This window comes from Pseudomonas sp. 05T35, from assembly GCF_056396605.1.
Window position 1 is genome coordinate 40,615 of sequence record NZ_JBFTLU010000018.1, and the last position, 15,592, is coordinate 56,206.

The 15,592-nt window shown below is 59.8% G+C and carries 13 protein-coding genes and 1 pseudogene; 9 read left to right on the forward strand and 5 right to left on the reverse strand.

Translation table 11 applies throughout. The features are described from left to right. Positions 1 to 42: 42 nt before the first annotated feature. The 5 genes from AC1DH9_RS02530 to AC1DH9_RS02550 are packed head-to-tail and all read right to left on the reverse strand — an operon-like array spanning position 43 to position 5,771. Positions 43 to 876, reverse strand: a complete 834-nt coding sequence (locus tag AC1DH9_RS02530; protein WP_477807755.1) for a class I SAM-dependent methyltransferase — start codon at positions 874 to 876, stop codon at positions 43 to 45. After that, on the reverse strand, positions 870 to 2,024 hold the full coding sequence (locus AC1DH9_RS02535) for an acyltransferase family protein (protein ID WP_477807756.1): 1,155 nt from the start codon (positions 2,022 to 2,024) through the stop codon (positions 870 to 872). Before AC1DH9_RS02535 ends, AC1DH9_RS02530 begins: the two co-directional genes overlap by 7 nt. Further along, a complete protein-coding gene (locus AC1DH9_RS02540; protein WP_477807757.1) occupies positions 2,021 to 2,908 on the reverse strand; it encodes a class I SAM-dependent methyltransferase in 888 nt (295 codons plus the stop codon). Before AC1DH9_RS02540 ends, AC1DH9_RS02535 begins: the two co-directional genes overlap by 4 nt. Continuing rightward, a complete protein-coding gene (locus AC1DH9_RS02545) occupies positions 2,905 to 4,209 on the reverse strand; it encodes a glycosyltransferase (RefSeq protein WP_427541369.1) in 1,305 nt (434 codons plus the stop codon). Before AC1DH9_RS02545 ends, AC1DH9_RS02540 begins: the two co-directional genes overlap by 4 nt. Further along, positions 4,203 to 5,771 (reverse strand): glycosyltransferase, encoded by a 1,569-nt coding sequence (locus tag AC1DH9_RS02550; RefSeq protein WP_477807758.1) that lies wholly within the window; start codon positions 5,769 to 5,771, stop codon positions 4,203 to 4,205. Before AC1DH9_RS02550 ends, AC1DH9_RS02545 begins: the two co-directional genes overlap by 7 nt. Positions 5,772 to 6,200: 429 nt before the next feature. Between AC1DH9_RS02550 and AC1DH9_RS02555 the strand changes: the two genes are divergently transcribed. The 9 genes and pseudogenes from AC1DH9_RS02555 to AC1DH9_RS02595 all read left to right on the forward strand — a co-directional run. Further along, positions 6,201 to 7,115 carry a GDP-mannose 4,6-dehydratase gene (locus AC1DH9_RS02555; protein ID WP_427541375.1) on the forward strand — a complete coding sequence of 305 codons (915 nt, stop codon included), beginning with the start codon at positions 6,201 to 6,203 and terminating at the stop codon, positions 7,113 to 7,115. Further along, positions 7,112 to 8,083 carry a GDP-mannose 4,6-dehydratase gene (gene gmd, locus AC1DH9_RS02560; RefSeq protein ID WP_427541378.1) on the forward strand — a complete coding sequence of 324 codons (972 nt, stop codon included), beginning with the start codon at positions 7,112 to 7,114 and terminating at the stop codon, positions 8,081 to 8,083. The genes AC1DH9_RS02555 and gmd overlap by 4 nt, the downstream gene beginning before the upstream one ends. Positions 8,084 to 8,086: 3 nt before the next feature. Beyond that, positions 8,087 to 9,529, forward strand: a complete 1,443-nt coding sequence (locus AC1DH9_RS02565) for a mannose-1-phosphate guanylyltransferase/mannose-6-phosphate isomerase (RefSeq protein ID WP_427541381.1) — start codon at positions 8,087 to 8,089, stop codon at positions 9,527 to 9,529. Further along, positions 9,530 to 10,327: an ABC transporter permease gene (locus AC1DH9_RS02570; RefSeq protein ID WP_427541384.1), complete on the forward strand. Its 798-nt coding sequence runs from the start codon at positions 9,530 to 9,532 to the stop codon at positions 10,325 to 10,327. It begins immediately after the preceding gene. Then, on the forward strand, positions 10,327 to 11,592 hold the full coding sequence (locus tag AC1DH9_RS02575) for an ABC transporter ATP-binding protein (RefSeq protein ID WP_477807759.1): 1,266 nt from the start codon (positions 10,327 to 10,329) through the stop codon (positions 11,590 to 11,592). Before AC1DH9_RS02570 ends, AC1DH9_RS02575 begins: the two co-directional genes overlap by 1 nt. Continuing rightward, the gene (locus AC1DH9_RS02580; protein ID WP_427541390.1) at positions 11,589 to 12,965 is read left to right on the forward strand and encodes a glycosyltransferase family 4 protein; all 1,377 of its coding nucleotides are present in this window, start codon (positions 11,589 to 11,591) and stop codon (positions 12,963 to 12,965) included. The genes AC1DH9_RS02575 and AC1DH9_RS02580 overlap by 4 nt, the downstream gene beginning before the upstream one ends. Next, on the forward strand, positions 12,949 to 14,079 hold the full coding sequence (locus AC1DH9_RS02585) for a glycosyltransferase family 4 protein (RefSeq protein WP_427541393.1): 1,131 nt from the start codon (positions 12,949 to 12,951) through the stop codon (positions 14,077 to 14,079). The genes AC1DH9_RS02580 and AC1DH9_RS02585 overlap by 17 nt, the downstream gene beginning before the upstream one ends. Then, positions 14,080 to 15,232 (forward strand): annotated as a pseudogene (locus AC1DH9_RS02590) (glycosyltransferase family 4 protein). 69 nt (positions 15,233 to 15,301) lie between these two features. Further along, positions 15,302 to 15,592: hypothetical protein (locus tag AC1DH9_RS02595; protein WP_477807760.1), on the forward strand; the 291-nt coding region annotated here is incomplete at its 3' end.

Below are 15,592 nucleotides of genomic sequence, written 5' to 3' on the forward strand. Positions count from 1 at the left end.
CAAAAAGGGCCTCTCAGGGCCCTTGTTGCTCAGCACGTTAGCCTACGCAGCCATAGGCTTGCGGGCAATGATCACCTGACTTTTCGCCACAACTGCGTCCAGCGCCTGCTTGATCTGCGCCCCGCGTGGCGAATCCAGCACGGCCTGCCAGGTGTCAGCCCAGWGATTGAGCAGTGGATGATCAGCGTTGCTGAAATCGACCTTGGCTTCCCAGAACAGCAGCATCCACATCGACCAGTAAAAACCGTACTGGCTGTGACTGATCAGTTCCAGGCCGGCATCGCTGACCATCTGCTTGAACTGCTCTTCGCTGATGATCCGGATGTGGTTGGGCTTCTGGAAATACTCGGGAGCGGCGATGTCTTTTTGCAGGTCTTCCGAGCTGGGATGCGGGACGCTGAGCAAATACAGCGCGCCAGGCTTACCTACGCGCACCAGTTCGGCGAGGAACTGTGCCGGATCGTCGACGTGTTCGATGACCTCGGTGGAGACCACCCGCGTCGCGGTCGCAGTGGCTATCGGCAGTGGATTGCAGTCGGTGACGTGACACTCGACGCTGGGCGCGATGGTGTCGCTGAGACGCTGACGGGTCGCCTCGACCTTGGCTGCATCGATATCGGCAATGATGATCTTTGCACCGCGCGTGGCACAGAAATGCACGTTACCACCGTCACCGCAGCCGACGTCGAGCAACGTGTCCTCGGCGGTCACCGGGAAACCGGTGAACAGCTCGCCGGTTTGCTGGTTGAACCAGCCGCTGAGGATCGCATCGTGCAGCCCCAGCATGTACGGATCGACCTTGGTCGCGGGCGCCTCTGGCTGCACGGGTGCAGGGACGGGCGCACCCGCCGTGAGTTTCTTCAAAAGGCTCAGCATGAGGTCACTCCAGAGGATGGGACGGAGGTTCGGGACGTGCCCAGGCGTAGCACCAGCGCGGCACCGCGATTACGCATGGGCATTTCGATGCAGCGGTAATTGAGCTCACTCAACAGGGCGATCACCCCGCCAGCGATCAGCAGGGTCAGGATTGGATGCCCGGCCGGATTGGGCAGATTGACCGCCTGCAAGCGGAAGATGAATTCACGGACCAGCGAATAGGCCGGAATATGAATCAGGTAGATACCGTAGGAGCGACTGCCGATCCAGGTCATCAGACTCTTCAGCAACCCCCGAGGCATCAAGTAATCACGGTTGTAGGACGCCACCCAGACCAGCACCGCACTGAGCACGGCAATCGCGCCGATTCGGTAGTTGGTGAACGTGAAGCGGTCGGTGGCTAGCACGCTCAACGTCAACGAAATAACCACCAGCGCCGACACCCCGACCCATGGCCGGCGTAAGAACGTCGGTTCCCAGCGCACATAACCGGGTCGCCCACTCCACATGGCCAACAGCACGCCAAGGGCCAATGCGTCGGTTCGGACCACCATCAGGATCGGCGTGCGCAACGTCAGCAACTGCACCGCGACCAGCGCCAGCAGTGCCCACACCAGGTGTTTGCGACAGACCAGAATCAGCAACGGAAACAACAGGTAGAACTGCTCCTCCAGCGACAGGCTCCAGTAGACGAAACTGGTGCCGTACTCATAGTGGTAGAAGCTGTCGGCAAAGCGAAAATTGGCGTACTGCGCAATCCCCGCCAAGGTCGCCTGCACATTCGCGTGCAGCGTGCCGAAGGCCCCGGAGCGGTTGAGAAACACACAGGCCAGCAACATCAGCGCCAGCCACAGCCACGCCGACGGCAACAGTCGAAAGGCTCGGCGCAGCCAGAAGTTGCGCGTCTGCTGCCAGTATTCCTGACGCGTGCTGCAGCCTTRCAACGCCGGTATAAGACTGCGAGCGATGACAAACCCCGAGATGGCGAAAAACAGATCGACGCCCCACCAGGGTTGGCCAAACGCAGTGATGGTTTGCAGCAGTGGCACCGTGTCGGTGAACAGACTGCCTTGCAGGTGATGGAACAACACGCCGAGCACCGCAATGCCACGCAACAACTCGATGTCCATGATCCGTTTGCTGCTCATGCCGTCCTCCTGGACATTGCATCGGTATCCACCGGTTTGCGGGCAATGATCACCTGGCTCTTGGGCATGAATTGATCAAGCACCTGCTTGATCGCCAGCCCGTTGGGTTGCGCCAGCAGGTCTTGCCAGGTTCGCGCCCAACTCTCCATCAACGGCGGGTACGGCGCCTGGATCCGGTCTCGCACCGCGCCCCCGGGATCGCGCCCGGCTGCCCGCTCGCTGGCCCAAAAAAAGATCATGCCCATGACCCAGAAAAAGCCTGTGGCCTGACGATGCTCGATCACCAGCCCAGCGTCTTCAACCAACGCGGCAAAGCGCTCCGGGGTAAAGATCTGTACATGGTTGGGTGACTGGWAATAGCTGGCGGGTGCGATGCCCTGCTGCAAATGTTCACCCACCGGCGCCGGCACACTCAGCAGGTACAACGCCCCGGGGCGTCCCATGCGCACCAGTTCGGCCATGAACGGCTCGGGCTGATCGATGTGCTCAAGCACTTCCATGCACACGACCTTGCTGGCGCAGCCATCGGCCAGCGGCAGCGGCAGGCTGTTGCTGACCAGCCCCAGGCTCGGCTGGTCCGACTGGGCTTCTACTTGCCGGGCGAGGTCGCGGACCTTGTCGTGTTCGCTGTCGGTGAAGATCACCGAGGCGCCCTGACGTACCGCAAACAACGTCGCCACACCTTCACCGCAACCGACGTCCAGCAAGGTGTCGTCCGCCGTGATGGCGAAGCCCTTGAGCAATTCACCGCTGTCACCCAGAAACCAGCCGTCGAGCACGGCGTCACATAAGCCCACATCCCTGGGTGATACAGGGCTTGCCGGAACGGTCACCGGGATGGGGGCAGGTGTCGGACGCAACCACCTGAGCAGCCCGCGAATCATGCTTGGACGGTTTGCGCGGTGAGCGCCTTGGTGCGCTGCAACAGCTGCGCGAAAAAGCTCTCCAGACGCTGTTCGGTACTGGCCTGGCTGCAGAATTTCTCCAGGCTGTTCACGGCATGGGCCGACATGCGCTCATAACGCTCGTCATCCGCCTTCGCCACGTCGTAACTGGCCTGGTACGCCGAACACAGCGAATCCCAGTTGGTGATGTAACGCAGGGTCCGGTAGGCCGCACGCGGATCGTGGGGCCAGGCCGTCAGCTCGTCCGTCGAGTCGACAATGAAGGCGTTGTCGCAGTCAATGTAGTCCGCCATCGCCGTGTTGCAAGGAGCAACGGCCGGTTTGCCGCAGGACATGAACTCCATCAACGGCAGGCACTGACCTTCACCAAACGAGCTGTTGGCCACGTAACTGGTGGCTTCGACCAGACGCTCATAATCCGCATCGGCAAGGAAGCCGTGAATCAGCACAATGCGGCAGCGGTACGACTGGTTCTTGTAAAGATGATGCAGCATGTCGTTCAGCGCATCGGCGATATCGTGGTGCGTCAGCTTCAGTACCAGTGTCGCATCGGGCGTATTGCGGAACGTGGTGCAGAACGCGCTGAGCATGTCCTGCCAGTTTTTGCGGCCATCGTAAGGGTTGAAGACCGAGGTATAGATCACACCGTCGAGCACCAGCTCGCAATCACGCACCGGCCCATCGAACGCCACCGCCTCACCTTCGCGCAACGCCTCGGGTCCGTAAGGCCGCAGGTCCAGTTCACGACTGTCGATCAACAGGCCGCGCAGGTTGAGTTTCACCTGTTCGGCCTGGGGCTTTTTGCTCAAGCCCCGGCCCCGTCCGGCAAAACGGTCCCAGACCGGTGCCGGGATGGCACTGATCGGGTAGTCCGGCCCCATCACGTCGCGCACGGCGTTTACCGTGAAACTGGAATGGGTAATCGCCGCACCCGATGCACCCAGCACCAGGCGCCAGTCATGCCGAGGCTCGCCCTGCCAGCTTTCGGTGGGAATGGTACTGAACTCCCAGGCGAATACCGGGATGGTCGGGCAGGCGTAATGCATCGGAGTGCGATGCGGGGGCGAAAAGGACAGGAACACACAATCCTCGCCACGGCTTTGGCAATCGAAATATAAACGGTCGACCAGTTCGTCGGGATTGCTGACTTCGATGACCTGCCCCAGCCGCTCCAGCACCGGGCGGAACTCCTTGAGCACAAAGTAGTAGCTGTACTCGGGGCGGCCGAGGTTCTGCAGGATGTTACTTTTGTTGGTTTCTGAATGAATGATGATCAGCATGATGCCGTACCCGCTACGGCGGCAGTCGATGCCGGCGTAGGCTCAGTGACCTGGGCCAATTCGAAAAAACCCGTCAGGCGTTTTTGCACCGCCGCGAAACTGCAGTAATCGCGCATGCGTTCGCTCGCCGCCACGGACATCGCCTGATAGCTGGCCGGTTGCTCCTTGGCCATCCGGTAACTGTTCTGATAGGCGGTTTTCAGCGAGCCCCAGTCCGGTCGGTGGCGCAAGGTGCGGAACAGGATGCGCGTGTCCTGCGGCCAGACGGCCGGTTCCTGACTGGACTCGACGATAAAGGCCACGCGGTCGTCGATGTAATCCTGCATCGCCGTATGCGCCGGTGCGATCACCGGTTTTGCGCACGCCATGAACTCCATCAGTGGCAGGCATAGCCCTTCACAGCGCGAGGCATTGACGTAGAAACTGGCGGCCCCGTACAACCGGGCAAACTGCTGGTCATCCAGATAGCCATGCATGACGACCACGCGACAGGCAAAGGGCGACAGTTGCGACAGCAGGGTCAGCATTTCGACGTAGTAGGTGGACAGGTCACTCTGGGTCATTTTCAGCACCAGCGTGGCATCTTCGACGTCACGCATGGCCCAGCAGAACGCGGTAATCAGTTGGTGCCAGTTCTTGCGACCGTCATCAGGGTTGAAAACGCTGACGTAAATCACTCCATCGACCCGGGTTTCGACCACCGCTGTGGTATCGGGAAGGCTGGCTTGCKGGTGCGGGTCTTTAGGCGGCGCCTCGACGGTCACTTCCACTACAGGCTCTGCCATCACCGGACGCTCGGGTCGCAGACTGGCGATCAGCGTACGCAGGCGCTCGGGCAGCAGATCGCGAAAGGCTTCACGATAGGTCTGCCGCACGTAGTGCTTGACGATGAACGCACGTCGACGCCAGGTCAGAGGGGGCGCCTCGTTAACGATTTCGGGTTCTGCTGGCGCTGGCAGTTGCGCCGGTTCGGGCTCTGGCGCAGTGACGATCGGTGCAATCAGCCCGTCAGCCGAAAGACCCAAAACGCGACTGTCGATGATGCAGCCCTTGGTCTGCAACGTCGTGCCCGGGTTGATCGGTACATTCGCAAACTGGTTGCGAACCTCGGCGAAGGTTTCCCACAGCGGTGTCGGCAGGACCAATACCGGGAAGTCCTCGCCCAATGCCCTGCGCACAGCCTGCGCAGTATGGCTGGACAAGGTAATCACCCGCCCATGGCGTGCCAGCGTACGGCTCCAGTCCTGCTGCGGGTCGTTATCCCATGGCTCGTTCGGGATCGAGTCGAACTCCCAGGCAACCACGCAGACTGTCGGGCAGTGCAGGTTGCTCAGGGTTTTGTGGGGGGGCGTGAACGAGAGGAACAGGCTCTCTTCGCCATTGAGCTGAAGCTGCCGATACAGCGGGTCGATCTCGGTGGTCGATTCAACCACGTGGACCCGCCCAAGGCTTTCCAGCACCGGGCGATAAGCCTTGAGGACGAAGTAGTAACTGTATTCGGGACGGCCGAGGCTCTGGCTGATCGAGCGGTCGTTCACGTCCGAGTAAAGAATGAAATTCATGGCATCCCACGATGAAACCGCCGTCCCGGCAGTCTCATTCTTATGACGGTAGCGCCACAGGTCGAGCCGGTATACCGATGCTCGCCCATCCTCTGCCTGCCCGCCTGCGTTCTTGTTTTAGTGGTCAGCTTCGCCTGGTCGGATTACCGCCATGCTGATCGCTGGGCAATCGTGATGAGGGGCATTCTAAACACATCCGCCAGGGCTTCGTGAACCGTCTGGCGAGAATAAATCAGGCTACTAAAACGAGAACTGACCGGTCACGGTGGGACCTGTTGAAATTGCCGCACAATTGGCACAGATTGGCTACCAAACAACTACAACAACGACTTCGCATGTCTGATATGACCGAGAAAGCAGCCCATGCTTTCCGGTTTACCCAGCAAAGACTGGAGGTTGCCGAAGTTTGCTCATTGAGGGGGCCGCTGTTTGAAAAAACGTCTGTTCATTACGGGTCTCAGTGGATTCGTAGGACGTCACATCCAATCCCGTCTGAACACAGACGACTCGGGGTGGGAATTGTCGCCCGTTCCATCCCGTTATGATCTTTGCGAACCCAAGAGCCTCGAAGGCCTGTGGCCGCAAATGCCTGATGCCGTGATTCACCTGGCTGGACAAACCTTTGTCCCCGAAGCCTTTCGTGACCCGGCGAAGACTTTTCAGGTCAACCTGCTGGGTACCCTGAACCTGCTGCAAGCCCTCAAGGCCCGAGACTTCAACGGCACCTTTCTGTATGTCAGCTCCGGCGACGTCTACGGCCAGGTCAGCGAAAGCGCCTTGCCGATCGACGAGCACCAGCCGCCCTGCCCGCGCAACCCGTATGCCGTGAGCAAGCTTTCGGCGGAAATGCTGTGCCTGCAATGGGGCATGACCGAAGGCTGGCCGGTGCTGGTCGCACGCCCCTTTAACCACATCGGTGCCGGGCAGCTGGACAGCTTTGTCATCGCCAGCGCCGCCCGGCAAATTTGCCGGATCAAGCACGGCCTGCAAGCGCCTGAACTGGAAGTGGGTGACATTGATGTAACGCGCGATTTTCTCGATGTCAGCGATGTCGTCTCCGCCTACCTGGCATTGCTTGAACGCGGTGCGCCCGGACAGGTCTACAACATCTGCTCCGGTGTCGAGCAGAGCATCCGCGCCCTGATCGAGCAACTGGCCGATCTGGCCCAGGTCGATATGCAACTGATTCAAGACCCTGCGCGTCTTCGCCGCGCAGAGCAGCGTCGCGTCTGTGGCAGCCATGCCAAGCTGCACCAGGCCACAGGATGGGCGCCTGAACTTACAACACAACAATCCCTGCGGGCGATCCTGTCCGACTGGGAGTCACGGGTACGACAAGAATGACAAAAAGTGCATTGATCACAGGGATCACCGGACAAGACGGCGCCTACCTCGCCAAACTGCTGCTCGACAAGGGCTATAAAGTCCACGGCCTGGTAGCACGGCGCAGCAGCGACTCGCGCTGGCGTCTGCGCGAAATGGGCGTCGAAGGTGACATTGTCTATCTGGACGGCGACATGGCAGACGCCTGTTCGGTGCAGCGCGCGGTGATCAAGTCGGCTCCCGACGAAGTCTACAACCTGGCCGCGCAAAGCTTTGTCGCCGCGTCCTGGGACCAACCCGTGACTACCGGGATCGTCGACGGGCTGGGTGTGACCCACCTCCTCGAGGCGATTCGTCAGTTCAGCCCGCACACGCGTTTCTACCAGGCTTCGACCAGCGAAATGTTTGGCCTGATCCAGGCCGAGCAACAGGACGAAAACACTCCGTTCTATCCGCGCAGCCCATACGGTGTGGCCAAGCTCTACGGTCACTGGATCACCGTGAACTACCGCGAAAGCTTCAACCTGCATGCCAGTAGCGGCATCTTGTTCAACCACGAATCACCGCTGCGCGGAATCGAATTCGTGACCCGCAAAGTCACCGACGCCGCCGCCCGCATCAAACAGGGCAAGCAGCAGGAGTTGCGCCTGGGTAACATCGACGCCAAGCGCGATTGGGGCTTTGCCGGCGACTACGTCGAAGCCATGTGGCTGATGCTGCAACAGGACAAGGCCGATGACTTCGTGGTCGCCACGGGCGTGACGACCACGGTGCGCGAGATGTGCCAGATCGCCTTCGAACACGTCGGCCTCGATTACCGTGATTTCGTGAAGATCGATCCGGCGTTTTTCCGCCCGGCCGAAGTCGACGTGCTGTTGGGTAATCCGGCCAAGGCGAAACGGCTGTTGGGCTGGGAGCCAAAAACAGATTTGCAGACCCTGATCCGCATGATGATGGATGCGGACATGAAGCGCGTCGCCAAGGAGTAGGCCATGCTGATTCCCGTGATTCTTTCCGGTGGTACCGGGACAAGGCTGTGGCCGGTTTCGCGTGAAGGTCACCCCAAGCCGTTCATGACCTTACCCGATGGCCAGACACTGCTGGGCAAGACCTATCAGCGCGCGGCCGGGCTGCTCGGCACACACGGCGATATCGTCACGGTGACCAACCGTGACTACTACTTTCAAAGCAAGGATCACTATCAGGACGCCCATCTGGGTCATCACCGCGGCCACTTCGTGCTGGAACCGGTAGGCCGCAATACCGCGCCGGCCATTGCCACCGCGGCCCTGTCGCTGCAGGCATTGCACGGCAACGAAGCGATTCTGGTGGTGATGCCGGCTGACCACCTGATCCAGAATGAAAAGGCTTTCAAGACCGCCGTCAGCCATGCCGTGAAACTGGCCGAGGCCGGACATTTGGTGACCTTCGGTGTAATCCCGACGGCGCCGGAGACCGGTTTCGGTTACATCGAACGCGGTGAGTCGCTGGACGAGCAAGGCGCGGCCAAGGTCGCACGCTTCGTCGAAAAACCCGACCTGCAAACCGCCATGCACTACCTGGAAAGCGGCAATTTCCTGTGGAACTCGGGCATGTTCTGTTTCTCGGTCGGCACTTTGCTGGCGCAGTTGCAGCTCCACGCCCCGCAACTGCTCGAACAGGCCGACGCGTGCCTGGCGGCCAGCACCACAGTCGAGACCGGCGGCTGCCTGCAACAGGAATTGTCGGCGACACATTTCGCCGAAATGACTGATATTTCTATCGACTATGCCTTGATGGAGCGTTCCGACAAGGTGGTGGTGGTGCCTGCCGGCTTCGATTGGAGCGACATCGGCTCGTGGGGGGCTGTCAGTGCCCTGGTTGCGGCCGACGCACAGAACAACCGCGCCAGCGGCGAAGCGCTGTTCATCGACAGTCACAACAACTTCGTCCAGAGCGATGGCCGCATGGTCGCGACCGTTGGCGTGGATAACCTGATCGTCATCGACACTGCCGACGCCGTACTCGTGGCCCACGCCGACCGCGCACAAGACGTGCGCAAGGTGGTCAAGCAGCTCAAAGAGAAAGAACACGAAAGCTATCGCCTGCACCGCACCGTCAGCCGGCCGTGGGGCACTTACACCGTGCTGGAGGAAGGCCCGCGCTTCAAGATCAAACGCATCGTGGTCAAACCTGGCGCCAAGCTGTCGCTGCAAATGCACCATCACCGTAACGAACACTGGGTGGTGGTCGAAGGCATGGCCAAGGTCACCAACAACGGTTCGGGGTCGCATCTGGTGGCCAAAAACGAGTCCACCTTCATTGCCGCCGGGCACAAGCATCGTCTGGAAAACCCGGGGGTGATCGATCTGGTGATCATTGAAGTTCAAAGCGGTGAGTATCTGGGAGAGGACGATATCGTCCGCTTCGAAGATCAGTACGGCAGGACGGTCTGAATGTTGCTCAATTTGTATCGCTCGCTGTGGAGCTACCGGGGCTTCATCCTCGGTAGTGTCAAGCGAGAGTTCCAGTCGCGGTATCGCAACTCACTGTTCGGTGCGCTTTGGACCGTGCTCAATCCGCTGTCGATGATCGTCGTCTACACGGTGATTTTTTCCCAGATCATGCGCGCCCGATTGCCCGGTGTGGAAGACGGGTTGGCCTACAGCGTGTACCTCTGCGCCGGTCTGCTGACCTGGGGGCTGTTCTCCGAAATCACCCTGCGCAGCCAGGGCATGTTTCTGGAAAACGCCAATCTGCTGAAGAAAATCAGCTTCCCGCGGATCTGCCTGCCGGTGATCGTATTGCTCAACGCGGGGATCAACTTCGCGATCATCCTTGGCTTGTTCCTCGGCTTTTTGCTGATCTCCGGGCGCTTGCCGGGCATGGCGATGCTGGCACTGGTGCCGCTGCTGATACTCCAGGTGATCTTCTGCGCCGGGCTGGGGATGATTCTCGGGGTGCTGAACGTATTCTTCCGCGACGTCGGACAGTTCTTCGGGATTTGCCTGCAGTTCTGGTTCTGGCTGACACCGATCGTCTATCCGATGTCGATCCTTCCCGAGCCCGTTCAACGGCTGTTGGGGCTCAACCCCATGACCGCCTTGATGCAAAGCTACCAGAATCTGTTTCTCTACAACCAATGGCCGGTCTGGAGTTCGCTGACTCCGCTGTTGGTGATTGGCGTGCTGTTCTGCGTGATGGGGCTGCGGCTTTTCCGCCAGCGTGTCGGTGAAATGGTGGACGAGCTCTGATGGGACATATACGCGTCAGTGGCCTGGGCAAGGCCTATAAACAGTATCCAAACCGCTGGAGCCGGCTGTTTGAATGGCTGGTGCCGTTTTCCCGATCCCGTCATCACTTGCACTGGGTCCTGCAAGGTGTCGATTTTGAAATCCAGCCGGGTGAAGCAGTCGGCATTGTCGGGGTCAACGGCGCCGGCAAAAGTACTTTGCTGAAGATGATCACCGGCACCACCCAGCCCACATGCGGGCAGATCCATCTGCACGGGCGCGTCGCCGCGTTGCTTGAGTTGGGCATGGGCTTTCACCCCGATTTTACCGGACGCCAGAACGCTTTCATGGCCGGTCAGTTGCTGGGGATGCAGGTCGAAGAGATCGAAGCGCTAATGCCGGAAATCGAAGGGTTTGCCGAAATTGGCGACGCCATCGACCACCCGGTGCGCACCTACTCCAGTGGCATGCAGATGCGGCTGGCGTTCAGTGTCGCTACGGCGCGGCGGCCGGACATCCTGATCGTCGACGAAGCGCTGTCAGTCGGTGACGCCTACTTCCAGCACAAGAGTTTCGAACGCATCCGCAGCTTCCGTCGGGCCGGGACTACCTTGCTGATCGTGTCTCACKACCGCTCGGCGATTCAGTCGATCTGCGACACCGCCATCCTCCTGGAAAAGGGTCGCATGGCCATGCACGGCAAGCCGGAAGAGGTGATGGACTATTACAACGCCATGCTCGCCGAACGCGAAGGCCAGATCGTACGCCAGGAAATGCTCGCCAATGGCCAGGTGCAAACCATCTCCGGCACCGGCGAAGCGACCATCCACAGCGTGCGCCTGCTGGATCAGCGCCAGCGCTCGGTGGAAGTGGCCGAAGTCGGCCAGCCGATGGTGCTGGAGGTGCAAGTTGACGTCCGCCAGGACATCGAACGACTGGTGTTGGGTTTCCTGATCAAGGATCGCCTGGGCCAGGCGATGTATGGCATCAACACCCATCGGCTCGAACAGGCGTTGACCGACCTGAGCGCTGGCGAACGGGTGACCTACCGCTTTGCCTTTCCCATGCGCCTGGGCAAGGGCAACTACTCCGTCGCCCTGAGCCTGTCGCGCCTGGACTCGCACCTGGACCGAAATTTCGAATGGCGCGATTACGGCCTGGTATTCCATGTCATCAACAACCGTCAGGAAGACTTCGTCGGCTGTTCCTGGCTTGAGGCGCAAACCAGCATTACGCGCTCGTCGGACACCCCAGTAGAACCCATCACCCCGGAGACAGCACCATGACGCGGTTACTGGTCGAATGCACCTATGTGTTCGAACACCCCCAGGCCAACTCCGGAATTCAACGCGTAGTGCGCAATGTCATCCGCGAGTTACCGAAAAAAGATCCGTCGGTGGAATGCATTCCGGTAGTGATGCTCAACGGTGCACTGTATCGAGTGACAAGCCTGGCTCCCCTGCCGACACCGAAGCTGGACCTGATGAGCCTGCGCGTACGGATGGAGCAAGTCGCCAACCACTTCTGGCTGCGCCAGCGAACCCTTGAACGCCGCCGGCCGTTCCGCCAATCGCTGTTTGCCCGTCGCGTGCTGTACATCGGTTGCCGACTCCTTGCGTTTGCCTGCTTGAGTATTCCCCTGCGGATTCTCGATCGCTGTCTGAAGAACCAGGAAATCCCGACCCGTTGCACGCCGCTGCAACACCAACCGGGCGATCAACTGGTGCTGCTGGACTCTTCCTGGCATGCGGATTTTTTCCCCTTGGCCGAACAGCTCAAACGTGACGGCGTGGGTATCGTTTCAGTGATCTACGACCTGATTCCGCTGACCCATCCGCAGTATTGCGACGCCGGGCTCGTCAGGGTGTTCAATGACTGGTTCGACTGGATTGCCCGCACTGCGGATGGCTATATCGCCATTTCCGCGACCATCCGCGATCAGGTTTGCGATGAAATGCTGCGCCGGGTCGGGGCCGAGCAAGTCCGACAACGCTGGTTCGACTACTTCCACCTGGGCAGTGAACTGGACTTGTGCGATGACGCGTCGAAGGTGAACGCAGACCTTCAGCAGATGTTCAAGAGCAAGGACCCGGTGTTCCTGATGGTCAGCACCATCGAGCCACGCAAGAACCACGATTATCTGCTCGATGCGTTCGAACTGGCCTGGGCAAAAGGCTCGCGGGCGCGTCTGTGTATTGCCGGGCGCATTGGCTGGAAGTGCGAGGCACTGATTGAGCGAATTCGTAAACACCCGGAACTCAACACGCGCTTGTTCATGTTCAACTCTCTCTCGGACAAAAGCCTGGAGTACGCATACACCAACGCCACGTCGCTGGTGTTTCCGTCCTACGTCGAAGGTTTCGGCCTGCCGCTGGTGGAAGCAATGCAGCGCGGCCTGCCGGCGATGGGCAGCGACATTCCGGTGTTCCGTGAAATTGGTGGTGAGTTCATGGCCTATTTCGATCTCGCGGCCCCGCAAAGCCTGGTCGACCTGATCACCCACATGGAAAACACCGGGACCTTCCCGGCCGCGCGCAAGGTGAGCGAATGGCGCTGGCTCGGTTGGCGCGAGGCCAGCGCACAACTGGTCGACCGAGTCTTGCGCAACCTGAAGAAGACTCCGGTGGCCGTCGAGAGGCAGCATGCAGATTGCCCTTAACGCACGAATTCTGCAGGCACCCCGAACCGGTATCGGCCACTATCTGGCCGAACTGGTCAATGCACTGACCCATGAACCTGACCTGGAATTGTCATTGTTCCACGGCTGGGGCTGGAGTTCGTCGCTACCGGCAGCAGCAATGCCCGGCTACTCACGGCTGACCCCGTTGCTGCGGCAGATCCCCGGTGCCTATCAGGCACGTCGCTGGCTGGAACAACGGCGCTTCGACCGAGGACTGCCGGCGGCCATCGACCTCTACCACGAGCCGAGTCTGTGGCCCTTGGCGTTCAAGGGCCCGACCATCATCACCCTGCACGACCTGACCCATCTGCACTACCCGTCGACCCAACCGGCAGCGCGGTTACGGGAAATTGAACGTCGACTGGGCCAAGGCGTGCGACAGGCACGTCTGATCCTGACCGACTCACAGTTTATCGCCGACGAAGCCCAGCGCTATTTCGGCCTTGGGCCCGAGCGTTTCGTGGTTGCCCCACTGGGGGCCGCGGCGCGTTTTCATCCACGTTCGAACAAGTCCTTGCAGCAGGCGCTGCAACCTCACGGCGTGCAGCCACAAGGGTACTTTCTGTGTGTCGGTACTCTGGAGCCGCGCAAGAACCTGTCGCTGGCATTGCGTGCTCACGCGCAACTGCCGCTGGCACAGCGTCAGCGTTTTCCGTTGCTGGTAATCGGCATGACCGGGTGGAAGGGTGAGCAACTTGATGATGAACTGCACAAGGCCCTGGCAACTGGCCATGTCCGCCTGTTGGGGTACCTGCCTGATGAGCACGTCGCACAGCTGGTAGCTGGCGCCCGAGCGCTGGTTTTCCCCTCTGTTTATGAAGGTTTTGGTCTGCCGGTTCTGGAGGCCATGACCAGCGGCACACCCGTGATATTGACCCGACGCTCAGCCATGCCCGAAGTCGCAGGCACCGCGGGCAATTATATTGAACCTGATGATGTGCATGGGTTGTGTGAAGTCATGAGTCGTTTGGTCGACGATGAAACGCATCGGCAGGTATGYCGAAAAGCGGGATTGCAACGGGCGAAGCTATTTTCCTGGGAACGCTGCGCGAATCTGACAGTTCACGCCTACCGCCAGGCTTTGGGAGGTTGAATGCGTGTTCTTCATTTTTACAAAACGTATTTGTCAGAATCTGTCGGAGGTATCGAACATGTCATGTTTGAACTATGCGAAAGCGGCGCACCGCATGGCATTCAGAGCAAGGTTCTGACGTTAAGCGCCAACCCGACACCAGCAGTCATCCCGTTTTATCAGCACGAGGTCCATCGCGCCAAACTCGATGTGCAATTCGCGTCTACCGGTTTTTCCTACAGCGTCTTCAAGCAGTTTCGGGAATTGGCCGCAGAAGCCGACGTGGTCAACTATCACTTTCCCTGGCCGTTCATGGATGTGGTGCATTTCCTCAGCGGCATGAACAAACCCTGCGTAGTGACGTACCACTCGGACATCATTCGGCAAAAGCATCTGCTCAAACTCTACCGGCCGTTGATGATGCGCTTTCTTGCCAGCGCTGACCGGATTGTCGCGGCGTCGCCAAACTACCTGCATACCAGTGACGTCCTGAAAAACTTCTCGGACAAAACCCGGGTCATTCCCTACGGCCTGAATAAATACTCTTATCCAAAACCTGACACCGAACGTATGGCTCGTTGGCGCGAGCGCCTGGGTGAGCGCTTTTTCCTGTTTGTGGGCGTCATGCGCTATTACAAAGGCCTGCACATCCTGCTCGATGCGCTCAAAGGCGTCGATTACCCGGTGGTGATTGTCGGTGCCGGGCCTCTGGAAAATGAGCTGCACGCTCAGGCCGCAATGCTGGGTCTACGCAACCTGCATTTCCTCGGGCGCCTGGACGACGAAGACAAAGTCGCACTGTTGCAACTGAGCTACGCGATTGTGTTCCCGTCACACCTGCGCTCCGAAGCATTTGGCATCTCCCTGCTCGAAGGGGCGATGTACGGCAAACCAATGATTTCCAGCGAAATCGGCACCGGCACCAGTTACATCAATATTCACGGTGAGACCGGGCTGGTGGTACCTCCGAGTCATCCACGCCGCAGGAACCACCGCGGCAGCTGAACTCTGGTCGCAACCCCCGACTCTCCGCCAACTCCAGCAAACTGCCGCTGCCTGGCTGCCAGCGAGCATCGACGGCCGAACGCTGAAACATGACTGCGACCGGAGTGGTGGCCGCTGGAGGCTGCTCGATGACTACCACCTCCGGATCCGGCTGCCGACGCAGCGTTGAAGGACCAAAGGTTTCGGCGTGAATCCGCTGATCGCGGATATCCAACCCACGTAAATCGTCGTACAGCCCTTGAGTGAAACTGCTCGGACCACACAAGACGAAATCCAGCTGATCGTAGTCTTCCACCAGCAGGATGGTTTTGAGCAGCGCAAGGTCGATACGCCCGGCCAGGTCAAAATCCTCGCCCTCCCGGACCTGATCTTCCGGCTGGCTGAGCAGTCGAACGACCCGCACAGCGCCATCCGTACCGTCCAGCAAACGGTCCAGCTCAGCCCGAAACGGTTGATCGGCCAGGCTGCGCGAACTCTGGAACAACCAGCTCGGCCGCGTACGTCGGGTGCGCCGGCCCTGGTAAACCAC

What these genes read in the sequence shown, in the direction of transcription:
- AC1DH9_RS02580 (WP_427541390.1), top strand. Translation starts at nt 11,589, where the DNA reads ATGACGCGGTTACTGGTCGAATGCACCTATGTGTTCGAACACCCCCAG.
- gmd (WP_427541378.1), top strand. Translation starts at nt 7,112, where the DNA reads ATGACAAAAAGTGCATTGATCACAGGGATCACCGGACAAGACGGCGCC.
- AC1DH9_RS02565 (WP_427541381.1), top strand. Translation starts at nt 8,087, where the DNA reads ATGCTGATTCCCGTGATTCTTTCCGGTGGTACCGGGACAAGGCTGTGG.
- AC1DH9_RS02545 (WP_427541369.1), bottom strand. Translation starts at nt 4,209, where the DNA reads ATGCTGATCATCATTCATTCAGAAACCAACAAAAGTAACATCCTGCAG.
- AC1DH9_RS02570 (WP_427541384.1), top strand. Translation starts at nt 9,530, where the DNA reads ATGTTGCTCAATTTGTATCGCTCGCTGTGGAGCTACCGGGGCTTCATC.